Consider the following 15,789-nt stretch of genomic DNA (forward strand, 5'->3'; position numbering starts at 1 on the left):
GCCTCGTCATGAAAAAGGCGGGCAGGGTGGAAAAACCCGGCCCGCCTGCTAAGTGATTACTTCGCGCGAATCGCGTTCAGCACCGGCTGCAGCACCGCGGCGCCCAGGCGCGCGCTGCGTGCGCCGTCCCAGCCCACTTGCGGGTCCGGATCGTTGGCGTTGTCCTTGAACGGCAGTTCGAGGGTCAGCGACAGGCAGCCGAAGGCGTGGGTGATGTGCGGCGAACCCATGGTCAGGGTCTCTTCGGTGTACGGCGTCTGGCCGTAGCCGTGCACGTCCTGGAAGTCCGGGCTGGCGATCAGAAAATCGTCGCTGAAGCGCTTCTGGGCGGCCGCCTGCTCGGCGGTGAAGTTCGGCAGGGATTCGCTGCCGGCCACGAACACGTAGGGCAGGCCTTCGTCGCCGTGCACGTCCAGGCACAGGTCCACGCCCACTTCGTGCATCTTCTGCTTGACCAGGAAGACTTCCGGGCTGCGTTCCATGCTCGGGTTCAGCCATTCGCGGTTCAGGTTGGCGCCGGCCGCGTTGGTGCGCAGGTTGCCGCGCACCGAGCCGTCCGGGTTCATGTTCGGCACCACGTAGAACACGGATTCCTTCAGCAACTGGCGGCCGAAGGGGTGGGCCGGGTCCAGCAGCGCGTCGAGCATGCCCTCGACGAACCATTCAGCCATGGTCTCGCCCGGGTGCTGGCGTGCAATCACCCAGACCTTTTTCTTTTCCGGCGACGGTTCACCGATGATCAGCATGTTCAGGTCGCGACCGTCGACGGTCGAACCCAGGTCCACCATGCGCACGTGCTCGGACATCTGGGCGCGGTCCAGCAGCTCCAGGTGGCGTTCCCACGAATACGGCTCGAAGTAGGCGTAGTAGACGCTGTCCATGGCCGGGGTGTGCTCGATGGTCATCACCTTGCCGTCGTAGGAGGTCGGCACGCGGAACCAGTTGATGCGGTCGTAGCTCGCCATCGCCTGGTAGTCTTCCCAGCCCGCCGGATAGGCGGCTTGCGCGGCGTTCAGGAAGCGGATGGTGCACGGCTCGCCTTGCGCGCCCTGCAGGCGGAAGTAGAACCACTGGATGATGTCGGCGTGCGAATCCTTGCGGATGTTCAGGTCGATGGCGTTGGCGCTTTTGGCGTTCACGACCTCGATGGCGCCAGCGTCGAACTGGCTGCTGATCTTGATAGACATGGTGTGTCCTGTAAAGGGGAATGCGGTGAAGGCGAAATAATACCTTAGAGAGCGCCCGACAACACCCTCAGGGCAAGGCGCATCGTCGAAGACAGTACTGTAGTACGGCAAGACGATGCAACGCGGCCATGAGGGTGTTGTCGGGCGCTCTTAGTCGTGCAGGCCGCCGAAGCGTTGATAGAAGTCGTCGTCAGCGGCAGGGGTGGCCTCGTCCTCGTGGCGCAGCATGGCCATGACGTGTTCCTCGGCCCGGGCCCAGGTGAGGCGGTAGATCTTGCGCGCCAGCTCGTAGGCCTCCGATCCCGGCCAGGGCTGGGGCAGCAGGGCCACCGGCAGCATCGGATCGTGCAGCTGCACCCGGCGGTAGGCGTGCACCAGCAGCGAGCGGATTGCGAAGGCGTTTTGCGGCGTCACGTCGGGATTGGTCTCCAGCTGTGCGAGCAGGGGCGCGAAGCTGTCGATGAAATGGCGGTAGCCGTCCACTACGCCGCCCAGGTCCCAGCCGTCGCGCACCAGCTGGGGCAGGGGACGCGAGCCCACGCCGGGCAGCTCTCCCGCCTCGCAGGCGAACACCTTGTCCTCGGCGCCGCAGCGCGCCAGGATCTCGCGCAGGCTGTCGCGGTCGGGCGCGGGATGAGCCATCACACCGGTGGCCAGCATTGCATAGCCCTCCCACTCCAATTCCTTGCGCAGCAGGTTGCGCAGCTCGGTGTCGATGGTATTGGTGGGCGCCAGCAGGAAGGTCCAGCGGCCGTTCCAGTCCAGCCCCGGGGGCGAATAGATGCGGCGGTTGGCGCGCGCCAGGCGCGGCAGGGCCTTGGGCTCAAGCGCGTAGCGGCTGCGCCGGCCCTCGCGGCTGGCCACCAGCCAGCCTTCCTGCACCAGGCGGAACACACTGGTGCGCACCAGGCGGTCGTTCACGCCCAGGGGCGCCATCAGCTCGATCATGCTGCCCAGCCAGAAACCGCCGCCGTGCGGCGCGATCGCGTCGCCGCAGAGGGTCATCACCAGCGACTTATGGCGCGGGGTGTCCTGGGTGAGGAAGTCGTCGATCCACGCGCCGCTCGAGGGTTGTTTCATGGTTGAGTCATCTTAATCTACCCGGCAATATGATTCAAAATTTTTGTGTACATCCGATTTTTTGTATCGTATTATGGATTGGAGAGGTTTGCAACGGAGACAAACATGTACGCACAGATGGTGGAGACCGGCCTCAAGAAAGTCCAGACCGCAGAGGACATGAGCGCCGAAGAACAGGCTTTCCAGGCTCGCATCGACGCCGGGATCAAGATCGAACCGAAGGACTGGATGCCGGAAGCGTACCGCAAGACGCTGATTCGGCAGATTTCGCAGCACGCGCACTCGGAAATCGTCGGTCAGTTGCCAGAAGGCAACTGGGTGACCCGCGCGCCTACGCTCAAGCGCAAGTCGGTGCTGCTGGCCAAGATCCAGGACGAAGCCGGTCACGGCCTCTACCTGTACAGCGCGGCCGAGACCCTGGGCGTCTCGCGCGACGAGCTGCTGCAGGCCCTGCACTCGGGCAAGGCGAAATACTCGAGTATCTTCAACTACCCAACCCTGAGCTGGGCCGACATGGGCGCCATCGGCTGGCTGGTGGACGGCTCGGCGATCATCAACCAGATCCCGCTCTGCCGCTGCTCCTACGGCCCGTATTCGCGCGCCATGATCCGCGTCTGCAAGGAAGAGTCCTTCCACGCGCGCCAGGGCTACGACATCATGATGAGCCTCGCACAAGGGACGCCGGAACAGAAGGCGATGGCCCAGGATGCGCTCAACCGCTGGTGGTGGCCTTCCCTGATGATGTTCGGGCCGTCGGACGCCGAATCGGTCAACAGCGCGCAGTCGACCGCCTGGCGCATCAAGCTGTTCTCGAACGACGAACTGCGCCAGCGCATGGTCGACCAGACCGTGCCCCAGGCCGAATACCTGGGCCTGACCATTCCCGACCCGGACCTCAAGTGGAACGAGGAGCGCGGCTCCTACGACTTCGGCGAGATCGACTGGAGCGAGTTCCACAACGTCCTGAAGGGCAACGGTCCTTGCAACCGCGAGCGCCTGCGCACCCGCGTCAAGGCCTACGAGGATGGCGAATGGTTCCGCGACGCCCTGGTCGCGCACGCAGAGAAAAAAGCCAAGAAGGCTGCGTAAATCAAAAACGGAGATACAAGATGAGCAAAGAATGGCCACTGTGGGAAGTCTTCATCCGCAGCCAGCACGGCCTGGCCCACAAGCACGTGGGCAGCCTGCACGCCCCTGACGCCGAAATGGCGATCAACAACGCGCGCGACGTCTACACCCGCCGCAACGAAGGCGTCTCGATCTGGGTGGTCCGCGCCGCCGACATCGTCGCCAGCAGCCCGTCGGACAAGGAAGCGCTGTTCGAGCCGGCCAACAGCAAGGTCTATCGCCACCCGACCTTCTTCCCGATGCCGGAAGAAGTCAAGAACCTGTGAGCGCTGCCGTGGACGCGAAATTCGAATACCTCCTGCGCCAGGGCGACAACGCCCTGATCCTGTCGCAGCAGCTGTGCCAGCTGTGCGGCAAGGGTCCGGCGCTGGAAGAAGACATGGCGCTGTCGAACGTGGCGCTCGACCTGCTGGGCCAGACCCGCATGTGGCTGACCTATGCCGGTGAACTCGAAGGCAAGGGCCGCGACGAAGACCGCCTGGCCTTCCTGCGCGACGCGCACGAGTACCGCAACTGCCACCTGGTGGAGCAGCCGAACGGCAGCTACGCCGAGACCATGATGCGCCAGTTCTTCTTCGACACCTGGCATTACTTCCTGATGGACGGCCTGACCCGCTCGAGCGACCTGCGCATCCGCGAGATCGCCGAGAAGTCGATCAAGGAAGTGACCTACCACCTGCGCCGCTCTGGCGACCTGGTGGTGCGCCTGGGCGACGGCACCGACGTCAGCCACGCCAAGATGCAGGCCGCGGCGGACGAGCTGTGGATGTTCAGCGGCGAGATGTTCATCTACGACGCGGTCGACAACGCGATGGTGGAAGAGGGCGTCGCGCCGCCGGCCGAGCAGCTGCGCAAGATGTTCCTCGACCACGTCGCGGAAGTCTTCGAGGAAGCGACCCTGAAGATGCCGCCGGTCGACGCCTACATGCAGCGCGGCGGCAAGCAGGGACGCCACACGGAACGCCTGGGCTACATCCTGGCCGAGATGCAGTTCCTGCAGCGCGCCTATCCGGGAGCGCAGTGGTAATGGATACCGTGGACACCACCGTCGAACAGGTCTGGAGCTGGCTCGGCGAAGTCGCCGACCCGGAGATCCCGGTCATTTCGGTGGTGGACCTGGGCATCGTGCGCGATGTCGCGTTCGAGGATGGCGAATGCGTGGTCACGATCACGCCGACCTATTCCGGCTGCCCCGCGATGCAGGTGATCGCCGACTCCGTGCGCGAGGCGCTGCAGGCCCATGGCCTGGACAAGCTGCGCATCGTCAGCCGCCTGTCGCCCGCCTGGACCACCGACTGGATGAGCGACGCCGGCAAGGCGGCCCTGAAGGGCTACGGCATCGCCCCACCGGTGCAGCAGGCGATCGACATCAGCGGCCTGCACGCCGGCATCCGCCGCCGCGCCGCGCCCCAGGTGAACTGTCCGCACTGCGGTTCCCCGCATACCCAATTGACCAGTGAATTCGGCTCGACGCCGTGCAAGGCGCTGTACAAGTGCCTGGACTGCCGCGAGCCTTTTGACTATTTCAAGTGCCACTAAGGGCAACATGAGCAAATTCTATCCACTCACCGTGGCGAAGGTGAAGCACGAGACGCGCGACGCCATCGCCGTGACCTTCGACGTGCCGGACGACCTGAAGGAAGCCTTCGCCTACAAGCAGGGCCAGCACCTGACCCTGCGCGCCATGATCGATGGCGAAGATGTGCGCCGTTCCTATTCGATCTGCTCCGCCGTGCAGGACAATGCCTTGCGCGTGGCGATCAAGCGCTGTTCGGGCGGCCTGTTCTCGAACTGGGCCAACGAAAGCCTGCAGCCGGGCGTCACCTTGGACGTGATGCCGCCGATGGGCCACTTCAACGTGCCGCTGGAGCCCGAGAGCGCGCGCCACTATCTCGGTTTCGCGGCCGGCAGCGGCATCACCCCGCTCCTGTCGATCATCAAGACCACCCTGCAGGCCGAGCCGAACAGCCGCTTCACCCTGGTGTACGGCAACCGCGCCTCGTCGACCGTGATCTTCCGCGACGAGCTGACCGACCTGAAGGACCAGTACATGGACCGCCTGCGCCTGGTCTACGTGATGAGCCGCGAGCAGCAGGACATCGAGCTGTTCAATGGCCGCATCACGGAAGAGAAGTGCGGACAGTTCCTGAAGCACTGGATCGACATCCGCGACATCGACGTGGCCTTCATCTGCGGGCCTGAAGACATGATGCATGGCGTGTCGCGTTCGCTGCAGGAAGCCGGGCTGGCGAAGGAAAAGATCCGCATCGAGCTGTTCGCAGCGAGTATTCCGAAGCACGAGCACAAGCCGCGTCATATCGAGGCGGGGGCGAAGCACCAGACCGAAGTGACCGTGATCATGGACGGCAATGCCGCCAGCTTCACGATGGACAAGGACAAGGAATCGATCCTGGACGCCGGCCTGCGCGCGGGGATCGACATGCGCTACTCGTGCAAGGGCGGCGTGTGCTCGACTTGCCGCTGCAAGGTGCTGGACGGCGAGGTCGAGATGGACGTGAATTACGCGCTCGAGGATTACGAAGTGCGGCGCGGGTTTGTGTTGAGCTGCCAGAGCTTCCCCGTCACCGACAAGGTGGTGGTCGACTTCGACATCGCCGAATAGGCCCTGCAACCGCAAAGCCGGAAGATAACAATAAGATTTGGAGACACTCATGACCTACGAATCCATCCAGTTCAAGATCGACAACGGCATCGCCGTCCTGACCCTGAACCGCCCCGACCGTCTGAACAGCTTCACCCAGGCCATGCACCTCGAAGTGCGCGATGCGCTCACGAAGCTGCAGGAAGACAAAACCGCCCGCGTCCTGGTGCTGACCGGCGCCGGCCGGGGCTTCTGCGCCGGCCAGGACCTGAACGACCGCGCCGTCGACCCGGGCGCCCCGAGCGTCGACCTGGGCGAATCGGTCGAGAAGTTCTACGCCCCCCTGGTCCTGACCTTGAAAAACCTGCCGATGCCGGTCATCTGCGCCGTGAACGGCGTGGCGGCAGGCGCCGGCGCCAACCTGGCCCTGGCTTGCGACATCGTCCTGGCCGCCAAATCCGCCAGCTTCATCGAAGCCTTCTGCAAGCTGGGCCTGATCCCCGACACCGGCGGCACCTGGCACCTGCCGCGCCTGATCGGCCCGGCCCGCGCCACGGGTCTCGCCATGCTGGGCGAAAAACTCAGCGCCGAAAAAGCCGAGCAATGGGGCCTGATCTGGCGCTGCGTCCCCGACGAAGCCCTGATGGACGAAGCCATGGCCATGGCCGAGCACTTCGCCGCCGCCCCGACCAAGGGCCTGGCCTTCACCAAGAAAGCCTTCCAGGCCAGCTATACGAACTCGCTGGAAGACCAGCTGCAGCTGGAAGCCCGGATGATGCGCGAACTCGGCTATAGCCACGACTATCGCGAAGGCGTCGCCGCCTTCATCGGCAAGCGCCCTGCGCACTTCAAGGGAGAGTAAGGATGCACGCACTTCCGCAAGGCAGCACGGTCGCCGTGATCGGCAGCGGGGCCATGGGCTCCGGCATCGCGCAAACGGCGGCGATGGCGGGCCACCAGGTCCTGCTCTACGACACCCGGCTTGATGCCGCCGCCAAGGCGATCGAGAGCATCCGCATCGCCTATTCCAAGCTGGTCGAGAAGGGCCGCATGGGTGCGGCCGAATCCGACCTGGCGAGCGAACGCCTGAAAGCCATCGGCTCGCTGCAGGAAGCGAAGGATGCGGCCCTGGTCGTCGAAGCGATCGTCGAGAACCTGGACGCCAAGCGCTCTCTGTTCACCGAGCTGGAAGGCATCGTCGCCGACAGCTGCATCCTGGCCACCAACACCTCGTCGATCTCCGTCACCGCGATCGCCGCGCCGCTGCGCCGTCCGGAACGCCTGGTCGGCATGCACTTCTTTAACCCGGTGCCGCTGATGGCACTGGTCGAGGTAATCAGCGGGCTGGCGACGAGCAAGGAGGTCGCCGACACCGTCTACGCCACGGCTGAGAGCTGGGGCAAGAACCCGGTCCACGCCAAGTCCACCCCGGGCTTCATCGTCAACCGCGTCGCCCGTCCGTACTACGCCGAAGGCCTGCGCCTGCTGCTCGAGCAGGCCGCCGACCCGGCCACCCTGGACGCCGTGATGCGCGAGGGCGGCGGTTTCCGCATGGGCCCATTCGAGCTGATGGACCTGATCGGCCACGACGTCAACTTCTCGGTCACGAATTCCGTCTTCAACGCCTATTTCGGCGACCCGCGTTTCACGCCCTCGATCCTGCAGCAGGAACTGGTCAACGCCGGCTTCCTGGGCCGCAAGACCGGCCGCGGCTTCTACCAGTACGGCGAAGGCGCCGCGAAAGCCATGCCGCAAACCGAGGCGGCGCAGCCGCGCCCGGAATCGGTGAGCATCGGCGCCGGCCCGCTGGCCGAGCGCCTGCGCGCCGCCGGCTTCGCGCAATCGGAAGGTGAAGGCATCCGCTGCGAAGGCGCCGCCGTGCACCTGACCGACGGCCGCAGCGCCACCCAGCGCGCCCACGACGATGGCCATGCGGACACCGTCCTGGTCGACCTGCTGCTCGACGCCTCCAAGGCCACCCGCGTGGCGCTGGCGCGCGCAGACCAGTGCAGCGAAACGGCGTATAACGCCGTGGTCGGCATGTTCCAGGCCGCCGGCTTCGCCGTCACCCGCCTGGACGACGTGCCCGGCATGGCCGTGATGCGCACCGTGGCGATGCTCGCCAATGAGGCAGCCGACGCCGTCAACCAGGGCGTGTGCAGCGCCCGCGCCGTCGACACGGCCATGCAGAAGGGCGTGAACTACCCGCGCGGCCCGCTGGCCTGGGCGGACAGTGTCGGCCTGCCGCACATCGTGGCGGTGCTGGCCAACCTGGCGGACGTCTACGGCGAGGACCGCTACCGCGTCTCGCCGCTGCTGCGCCGCAAGCTGGCTGCCGATCCAAGCGGAGCGCGCATCCATGCATAGCAATCCGCAGGCACTGGCCGAGCTGGCCGGCAAGATCATGTACGAGCGCGACCCCGCCAGCCAGGCGCTGGGCATGGCGCTCGACGAGATTCGTCCGGGTTACGCGCGCATGTCGATGCGCGTGCGCGGCGACATGCTCAACGGCCATGCCACCTGCCACGGCGGCTACATCTTCATGCTGGCGGACAGCGCCTTCGCGTTCGCCTGCAACTCGCACAACTTCAATACCGTGGGCGCCGGCTGCACCATCGATTACCTGTCCCCAGGCCGCGAAGGCGACCTGCTGGTGGCCGAGGCGGTGGAGCAGGCGCTTGCGGGCAAGACCGGCGTCTACGACGTCACCGTGAGCAACGGGGAAGGGCGCCTGGTGGCGCTGTTCCGCGGGAAGTCGCACCGCGTCAGCGGTCACGTGGCCGAGGTCGCCGCCTGATTTAACGCAAAGGAGGTCGAGATGGTCCAACGTAGTCCCATGCCAGGTGAACTGGAGCCGATCGAACGCGCCAGCCGCGACGAGCTGCAGGCGCTCCAGCTGGAACGCCTGAAATGGTCGCTCCGGCACGCGTACGAGAACGTGCCGCACTACCGCGCCGCGTTCGATGCGGCCGGCGTCCATCCCGACGACCTGAAAACGCTGGCCGACCTGGCGAAGTTCCCCTTCACCGAAAAGAAGACCCTGCGCGACAACTACCCCTTTGGCCTGTTCGCCGTGCCGCGCGAGCAGGTGGTGCGCGTGCACGCCTCGTCGGGCACCACCGGCAAGCCAACCGTGGTCGGCTACACCCAGAAGGACATCGACACCTGGGCCGGCGTAGTGGCGCGCTCGATCCGCGCCGCCGGCGGCCGTCCCGGCGACATGGTGCACATCGCCTACGGCTACGGCCTGTTCACCGGCGGCCTGGGCGCCCACTACGGCGCAGAGCGCCTGGGCTGCACCGTGGTCCCGATGTCCGGCGGCCAGACCGAGAAGCAGGTGCAGCTGATCTGCGATTTCAAGCCCTCGATCATCATGGTCACGCCGTCCTACATGCTGAACATCATCGAGGAATTCCAGCGCCAGGGGATCGACCCGGCCGAGTCCTCGCTGAAGGTCGGCATCTTCGGCGCCGAGCCCTGGACCGACGCCATGCGCCGCGAGATCGAGCAGCGCGCCGGCATCGACGCGGTCGACATCTACGGCCTGTCCGAAGTGATGGGCCCGGGCGTGGCCAGCGAATGCATCGAGAGCAAGGACGGCCCGGTGATCTGGGAAGACCATTTCTATCCCGAGATCATCGACCCCGACACCGGCGAGATACTGCCGGACGGCGAGGAGGGCGAGCTGGTGTTCACCTCGCTCAGCAAGGAAGCGCTGCCCATCATCCGCTACCGCACCCGCGACCTGACGCGCCTGCTGCCGCCCACTTCGCGCTCCATGCGCCGCATGGGCCGCATCACGGGCCGCTCGGACGATATGCTGATCATCCGCGGTGTGAACGTGTTCCCCAGCCAGATCGAAGAACTGGTCCTGAAGATGCCGCTGCTGGCGCCTCAGTACCAGCTGGTGGTGGCGCGCGACGGCCATCTCGACACCCTGGAGGTGCTGGGCGAGCTGCGCGACGCGAGTCTGCCGCAAGACACCGTGGAGTCGCTGTGCCGCGAACTCCAGCACTGCATCAAAACTTATGTGGGCGTGACTACCCGTGTGACGCTGATGCCTCCGCAAGGCATCGAACGCACGCTCACTGGCAAAGCAAAGCGTGTCGTCGACAAACGCCCCAAAAATTAATCCAGGAGATTTCATGAACGACGCTTTCATCTGCGACGCGATCCGCACCCCCTTCGGCCGCTACGGCGGCTCGCTCTCGACCGTCCGCGCCGACGACCTGGGCGCGCTGCCGATCGCGGCGCTCATTAGCCGTAACAAGGACGTGGACTGGTCCGCCGTGGATGACCTGTTCTATGGCTGTGCCAACCAGGCGGGCGAGGACAACCGCAACGTGGGCCGCATGGCCGCGCTGCTGGCCGGCCTGCCTCAGGACGTGCCGGCCAATACCATCAACCGCCTGTGCGGCTCCGGTATGGACGCTGTCGGCACGGCCGCCCGCGCCATCAAGGCCGGCGAGGCCCAGTTGATCATCGCGGGCGGCGTCGAGAGCATGACGCGCGCGCCTTTCGTAATGGGCAAGGCCGACAGCGCCTTCTCGCGCGCGGCCAAGATCGAGGACACCACGCTCGGCTGGCGCTTCGTCAATCCCTTGATGAAGGCCAAGTACGGCATCGATTCGATGCCGGAGACTGCCGAGAATGTGGCCGTCGAATTCAACATCAGCCGCGCCGACCAGGATGCGTTCGCGCTGCGCAGCCAGCAGCGCTGGGCGCGTGCGAACGCCGAGGGCTTCTTCAAGAATGAGATCGTGCCGGTCACGATTCATGGGAAGAAAGGTGAGTCGCGCGTGTTCGACACCGACGAGCAGCCGCGCGAGACCAGCATGGAAGCGCTGGCCAAGCTGAAGGGCGTGGTCATGCCTGATGGGACGGTCAGCGCCGGCAATGCGTCGAGCCTGAACGATGGCGCCTGCGCGCTGCTGCTGGCGTCAAGCGACGCGGCGCGCCGCCACGGCTTGAGCCCGCGTGCACGTGTGGTCGGCATGGCGACCGCGGGCCTGGCGCCGCGCATCATGGGCTTCGGCCCGTCGCCGGCGGTGAAGAAGCTGCTGGCGCAGACCGGCCTGCGCCTGGACCAGATGGACGTGATCGAGCTGAACGAAGCCTTCGCCGCGCAGGGCCTGGCGGTGACGCGCGACCTGGGGCTGGCGGACGACGCGGCCCACGTGAACCCGAACGGCGGCGCAATCGCGCTGGGCCATCCGCTGGGCGCATCGGGCGCGCGCCTGGTGACCACGGCGGTGAACCAGCTGCATCGCACCAAGGGCCGCTACGCGCTGTGCACCATGTGCATCGGCGTGGGCCAGGGCATCGCGCTGATCGTCGAGCGGGTCTGAGATGGTCAAGGTCTACGAGATCAACGGCGTACGGCCGGTGGTGCATCCGACGGCCTATGTGCATCCGTCGGCGGTCCTGATTGGCGACGTGATCGTCGGACCGCGCTGCTACATCGGCCCGCTGGCCTCGATGCGCGGCGACTTCGGGCGCCTGATCCTGGAGGAGGGCGCCAACTTGCAGGATACCTGCGTGATGCATGGGTTTCCGGGCGAGGACACCGTGGTCGAGGTGGATGGGCACATCGGGCATGGCGCGGTGCTGCACGGCTGCCGCATCAAGCGCAACGCGATGGTGGGCATGAATGCGGTCGTGATGGACAAGGCCGTGGTCGGCGAGGAGTCGATCGTGGCGGCGATGAGCTTCGTAAAGGCAGGGATGATCATTCCGCCGCGCTCGATGGTCATGGGGACGCCGGCCAAGGTCATGCGCGAGCTGACGGATGAAGATGTGAAGTGGAAGAGCTTTGGGACGCGGCAGTATCACGAGCTGAATGTGCGGTCGCTGGAGACGATGCGGGAGGTCGAGGCGTTCACTGAAGTGGAGCCGGACCGCAAGGGCATCGATTTCGGGACTGGAGCGCTGCATAAACCGAAAAGCTGAAAGCACCACCGCCCGTAAAACCGTCGTCCCGGCGTAGGCCGGGACCCAAGTTTCGCGCCACAGACGCGCACGCAAACTTGGATCCCGGCCTTCGCCGGGATGACGGTGCAGGGGCAGCAGGCCAATTGAAGAGATAACTGAACGGAGACGAAGAAACATGGGCAACATCGCCACCCTGCAAAGCCTGATCGCCGGCCGCTGGCACGGCCAGGAAGCGCACACCCCGCTGCACAGCGCACTGGACAATCAGCTGATTTACCACACCCACGCCGAGAAGATCGATTTCGAGGAAGCCATCACCTACGCGCGCAAGACCGGCATCAAGCAGCTGATGCAGCTCGACTTCCAGAAGCGCGCCCAGGCCCTGAAGGCCCTGGCCCTCTACATGATGGAGCGTAAGGAAGAGCTGTACGAAATCTCCCACCTGACCGGCGCCACCCGCCCGGACAGCTGGGTCGACGTCGAAGGCGGCATCGGCACCCTGTTCGCCTACGCCAGCATGGGCTCGCGCGAACTGCCGTCGTCCAACGTCCTGCATGAAGGCCCGGCCATGGCCCTGGGCAAGCGCGGCGGCTTCTCCGGCACCCACATCCTGGTGCCGCGCGGCGGCGTCGCCGTGCACATCAACGCCTTCAACTTCCCGATCTGGGGCATGCTGGAAAAATTCGCACCGAGCTTCCTGGCCGCGATGCCCTGCATCGTCAAGCCGGCGACCGCCACCAGCTACCTGACCCAGGCCACCGTCAAGATGATGATGGAATCCGGCCTGGTGCCGGAAGGCGCGCTGCAGCTGGTGATCGGCAGCACGGGCGACCTGCTCGACCGCCTGGGCGGCTTCGATGCCGTCACCTTCACCGGCTCGGCCGACACCGCCGCCAAGCTGCGTGCCAACCAGAACCTGATCCGCAACTCGGTGCCGTTCACCGCCGAAGCCGACTCGCTCAACTGCGCCATCCTGGCCCCGGACGTTACCCCGGATGACCCGGAATTCGACTTGTTCGTGAAGGAAGTCGCGCGCGAGATGACCGGCAAGGCCGGCCAGAAGTGCACCGCGATCCGCCGCGTCATCGTGCCGGAGCAGCTCGTGGACGCCGTCGGCGAGCGCCTGCGCGACCGCCTGGCCAAGATCACCGTCGGCAACCCGAAGATGGAAGGCGTGCGCATGGGCGCGCTGGCCTCGATGGATCAGCACCGCGACGTCTCCGAGCGCGTGGAGATGCTTGCGCGCGGCAACGAAGTACTGTTCTCGGCCCGCGACGGCTTCGCGCCGGTGGGCGAGGGCTGCGCCAACGGCGCTTTCTTCTCGCCGACCCTGCTGCTGTGCCGTAACGCGCTGGTCAACGACGCCGTCCACGACATCGAAGCCTTCGGCCCGGTGAGCACCTTGATGACCTACAAGGACATCGACGAGGCGCTGGAACTGGCCGCGCGCGGCAAGGGCAGCCTGGTGACCACGCTCGCCACCAAGGACCCGGTGATCGCCGCCCACGCGGTGCCGGTGGCCGCCGCCTCGCATGGCCGCGTGCTGATCCTGGACCGCGAAGCCTCGGTCGACAGCACCGGCCACGGCTCGCCGCTGCCGCAGCTCAAGCACGGCGGCCCGGGCCGCGCCGGCGGCGGCGAAGAGCTGGGCGGCATCCGCGCCGTCAAGCACTTCCTGCAGCGCGCCGCGGTCCAGGGTTCGCCGACCATGCTGGGCGCCGTCACCGGCGAATACGTGCGCGGCGGCGCGGTCAAGGAGACGGAAGTCCATCCGTTCCGCCGCTGGTTCGAAGACCTCGAGATCGGACACTCGCTGCTGACCCACCGCCGCACCGTGAGCGAGGCGGACATCGTCAACTTCGGCGGCGTGTCGGGCGACTACTTCTACATGCACTTCGACGAGATCGCGGCCAAGGATACGCAATTCGGCAAGCGCATCGCCCACGGCTACTTCGTGCTGTCGGCGGCTGCGGGCCTGTTCGTGTCGCCGGCCCCGGGCCCGGTGCTGGCCAACTACGGCCTGGACAACCTGCGCTTCGTGGCGCCGGTGGCGATCGGCGACACCATCCGCGCGCGCCTCACCTGCAAGCGCAAGGTCGACCGCAACCGCACTGACGAGCAAGGGCGCGGCCAGGGCGTGGTCGCATGGGATGTGCAGGTCACGAATCAAAACGACGAACTGGTGGCGAGTTACGATATCCTGACGCTGGTACAAAAACGCGGCTAATACCTGGCCGCGTCCAACTGCAAAAGGAGCGCCATGTCGAGACTGGATCTGAGCAGTATCCCTGTGGTGAGCGGCACCGGTTACCCGGAGCCCTTCGCCGAGGCGGTGGATGGACGCACCAAGCAAGCGCTGGGCGACGCCGGCGGGCTGACCCAATTTGGGGTCAACCTGGTCGAGCTGCAGCCCGGCGCGGCTTCCTCGCAGCGCCACTGGCATTCGCACGAGGACGAGTTCGTCATGATGGTGTCCGGCGAACTGGTGCTCGTCACGGATGAAGGGGAGACCCTGATGCGGGCCGGCGATTGCGCGGCATTTCCTGCTGGTAAGCCGAACGGCCACCATCTGATCAATCGTAGTTGGGGGCCGGGCGTGTTCCTGGTGGTCGGGTCGCGCGTCAAGAACGATATCGCGACCTATCCGGATATCGACCTGCGTTTTGAAGGCGCGACCAATTCCTATCTGCACAAAGACGGCACGCCGTATCCCTTGCGCAAGACTTAGTTGAGTTTTCGGGCGTAGCGCTGGCGGATGTGCTGGCTGATGAAGGTCGAGAGACCGCGTCCGCCTTCGGCCAGCTCGCGCATCTTGGCAATGTTCTCGGCGCCGGCGCTGCGCTCGGTGTAGAGGTAGCGGTCGCCGCCGGTGAACTGGATGGTGATGAAGTCCTTGCCGATGTCGTAGGCGGTGACGCCGGATTCGCCGCTTTGGTTTCTGTAGCGATGCATGGGGGGCCTCTGCTGGGTGCGTCGATACGGAGTATGTAAGGGCTGGCGGTAGCGATACAAGGCTTGCTGCGCGGCAGTGCTGAGATCTGTTGAACTTGGGTCCCCGCCTGCGCGGGGATGACGTTGTTTGAGTGCGCCTATAGCCTCAAGACCGTCGTCCCGGCGAAGGCCGGGACCCAAGTTCGACCAGCAGAAGAACAGCCCTTACGCCGTTTTGCGCTGCAACCTCAACAACCCATCCTCCGTCCGCACTGCCAGTAACTCCGCATAATCCGGCACGTCATACGCCGTCGTGTCCAGCGCATGCGTATGCGTCGCCGTCACGACGATACTGTCCATCCCCGCCGCCTCCGCCGCCTGCAGCCCGGCCAGCGTATCCTCGAATACCAGGCAATGCTCCGGATACACTCCCAGCTTCTCCGCCCCCAGCAGGAAAGGATCCGGCGCCGGCTTGCCCTTTTGCACATCTTCAGCCGCGACGAGTACGCCAGGCAGCGGCAGCCCGGCCGCCACGATGCGCGCCTCGGCCAGTGCACGCGGCGCCGAGGTCACGATCGCCCAGCGCTGCGGCGGCAGGCTGTCGAGGAAGGCGGCCACGCCCTCGATCGCTTCGATCCCCGCCACGTCGTCGATCTCCGCCAGCGTGATGCGCCTTGCCTCGGCCGCCGGATCGACCCCAGGCAGATTGAGATTGCGAATGGTGTCTTCGGTGCGCTTGCCGTGGATGGTCGGCAGGAAGGCCTCGACATCCAGCCCGTGGCTGCGCGCCCAGTCGCTCCAGACCCGCTCGGCGGCCTTGATCGAAGTGAGGATGGTGCCGTCCATGTCGAACAGGAAGGCGGCGAAGTCGCGCTCGGGCAGGGCAGGGGTGAAGGTGGTCACGGGATGTTCTCGCTGGATGGTTGGTGC

Annotated in this window: 17 protein-coding genes; 13 read left to right on the top strand and 4 right to left on the bottom strand. The window is 65.8% G+C overall.

Annotation, left to right across the window (positions count from 1 at the left end):
• Positions 1-56 precede the first annotated feature (56 nt).
• Together KBW95_RS19710 and paaX are read right to left on the bottom strand one after the other, a co-directional pair.
• On the bottom strand, positions 57-1,187 hold the full coding sequence (locus KBW95_RS19710) for a M14-type cytosolic carboxypeptidase (RefSeq protein WP_211529138.1): 1,131 nt from the start codon (positions 1,185-1,187) through the stop codon (positions 57-59).
• A gap of 150 nt (positions 1,188-1,337) precedes the next feature.
• Positions 1,338-2,267, bottom strand: a complete 930-nt coding sequence (paaX, locus tag KBW95_RS19715) for a phenylacetic acid degradation operon negative regulatory protein PaaX (protein WP_211529139.1) — start codon at positions 2,265-2,267, stop codon at positions 1,338-1,340.
• A gap of 105 nt (positions 2,268-2,372) precedes the next feature.
• On the opposite strand from paaX, the gene paaA reads away from it, so the two are divergent.
• The 13 genes from paaA to KBW95_RS19780 all read left to right on the top strand — a co-directional run bounded on the left by paaA (position 2,373) and on the right by KBW95_RS19780 (position 14,656).
• Positions 2,373-3,356 (top strand): 1,2-phenylacetyl-CoA epoxidase subunit PaaA, encoded by a 984-nt coding sequence (gene paaA / locus KBW95_RS19720; RefSeq protein ID WP_211529140.1) that lies wholly within the window; start codon positions 2,373-2,375, stop codon positions 3,354-3,356.
• A gap of 20 nt (positions 3,357-3,376) precedes the next feature.
• Positions 3,377-3,661 carry a 1,2-phenylacetyl-CoA epoxidase subunit PaaB gene (gene paaB, locus KBW95_RS19725; protein ID WP_020651929.1) on the top strand — a complete coding sequence of 95 codons (285 nt, stop codon included), beginning with the start codon at positions 3,377-3,379 and terminating at the stop codon, positions 3,659-3,661.
• Positions 3,662-3,669: 8 nt separating this feature from the next.
• Positions 3,670-4,422, top strand: a complete 753-nt coding sequence (gene paaC, locus KBW95_RS19730) for a 1,2-phenylacetyl-CoA epoxidase subunit PaaC (RefSeq protein WP_211529141.1) — start codon at positions 3,670-3,672, stop codon at positions 4,420-4,422.
• Complete coding sequence (gene paaD, locus KBW95_RS19735; protein WP_211524093.1) at positions 4,422-4,934, top strand: 1,2-phenylacetyl-CoA epoxidase subunit PaaD; 513 nt, start codon at positions 4,422-4,424, stop codon at positions 4,932-4,934. Before paaC ends, paaD begins: the two co-directional genes overlap by 1 nt.
• A 7-nt stretch (positions 4,935-4,941) precedes the next feature.
• Positions 4,942-6,018: a 1,2-phenylacetyl-CoA epoxidase subunit PaaE gene (paaE, locus tag KBW95_RS19740; RefSeq protein WP_211529142.1), complete on the top strand. Its 1,077-nt coding sequence runs from the start codon at positions 4,942-4,944 to the stop codon at positions 6,016-6,018.
• Positions 6,019-6,067: 49 nt separating this feature from the next.
• A complete protein-coding gene (gene paaG, locus KBW95_RS19745) occupies positions 6,068-6,859 on the top strand; it encodes a 2-(1,2-epoxy-1,2-dihydrophenyl)acetyl-CoA isomerase PaaG (RefSeq protein ID WP_211524095.1) in 792 nt (263 codons plus the stop codon).
• Between the two features lie 2 nt (positions 6,860-6,861).
• Positions 6,862-8,364: a 3-hydroxyacyl-CoA dehydrogenase PaaH gene (paaH, locus tag KBW95_RS19750; protein WP_211529143.1), complete on the top strand. Its 1,503-nt coding sequence runs from the start codon at positions 6,862-6,864 to the stop codon at positions 8,362-8,364.
• The gene (gene paaI, locus KBW95_RS19755) at positions 8,357-8,794 is read left to right on the top strand and encodes a hydroxyphenylacetyl-CoA thioesterase PaaI (RefSeq protein WP_211529144.1); all 438 of its coding nucleotides are present in this window, start codon (positions 8,357-8,359) and stop codon (positions 8,792-8,794) included. Before paaH ends, paaI begins: the two co-directional genes overlap by 8 nt.
• A gap of 21 nt (positions 8,795-8,815) precedes the next feature.
• Positions 8,816-10,129: a phenylacetate--CoA ligase PaaK gene (gene paaK / locus KBW95_RS19760; RefSeq protein ID WP_211529145.1), complete on the top strand. Its 1,314-nt coding sequence runs from the start codon at positions 8,816-8,818 to the stop codon at positions 10,127-10,129.
• Positions 10,130-10,142: 13 nt separating this feature from the next.
• Positions 10,143-11,345 (top strand): 3-oxoadipyl-CoA thiolase, encoded by a 1,203-nt coding sequence (pcaF, locus tag KBW95_RS19765; protein ID WP_211524099.1) that lies wholly within the window; start codon positions 10,143-10,145, stop codon positions 11,343-11,345.
• Between the two features lies 1 nt (position 11,346).
• Positions 11,347-11,946: a phenylacetic acid degradation protein PaaY gene (locus KBW95_RS19770; RefSeq protein ID WP_211524100.1), complete on the top strand. Its 600-nt coding sequence runs from the start codon at positions 11,347-11,349 to the stop codon at positions 11,944-11,946.
• 157 nt (positions 11,947-12,103) lie between these two features.
• Positions 12,104-14,155, top strand: a complete 2,052-nt coding sequence (gene paaZ / locus KBW95_RS19775) for a phenylacetic acid degradation bifunctional protein PaaZ (protein WP_211529146.1) — start codon at positions 12,104-12,106, stop codon at positions 14,153-14,155.
• A gap of 33 nt (positions 14,156-14,188) precedes the next feature.
• Positions 14,189-14,656: a cupin domain-containing protein gene (locus KBW95_RS19780; RefSeq protein ID WP_211524102.1), complete on the top strand. Its 468-nt coding sequence runs from the start codon at positions 14,189-14,191 to the stop codon at positions 14,654-14,656.
• Here the strand turns inward: KBW95_RS19780 and KBW95_RS19785 are convergent.
• Positions 14,653-14,880 (bottom strand): hypothetical protein, encoded by a 228-nt coding sequence (locus KBW95_RS19785; RefSeq protein ID WP_211524103.1) that lies wholly within the window; start codon positions 14,878-14,880, stop codon positions 14,653-14,655. The two genes, KBW95_RS19780 and KBW95_RS19785, sit on opposite strands and share 4 nt — an antisense overlap.
• Before the next feature lie 204 nt (positions 14,881-15,084).
• Positions 15,085-15,762, bottom strand: a complete 678-nt coding sequence (locus KBW95_RS19790) for an HAD-IA family hydrolase (RefSeq protein ID WP_373888832.1) — start codon at positions 15,760-15,762, stop codon at positions 15,085-15,087.
• Between the last annotated feature and the right edge of the window lie 27 nt (positions 15,763-15,789).

The sequence above is a fragment of the Massilia sp. ZL223 genome (assembly GCF_018119395.1).
GTDB lineage: Bacteria > Pseudomonadota > Gammaproteobacteria > Burkholderiales > Burkholderiaceae_D > Telluria.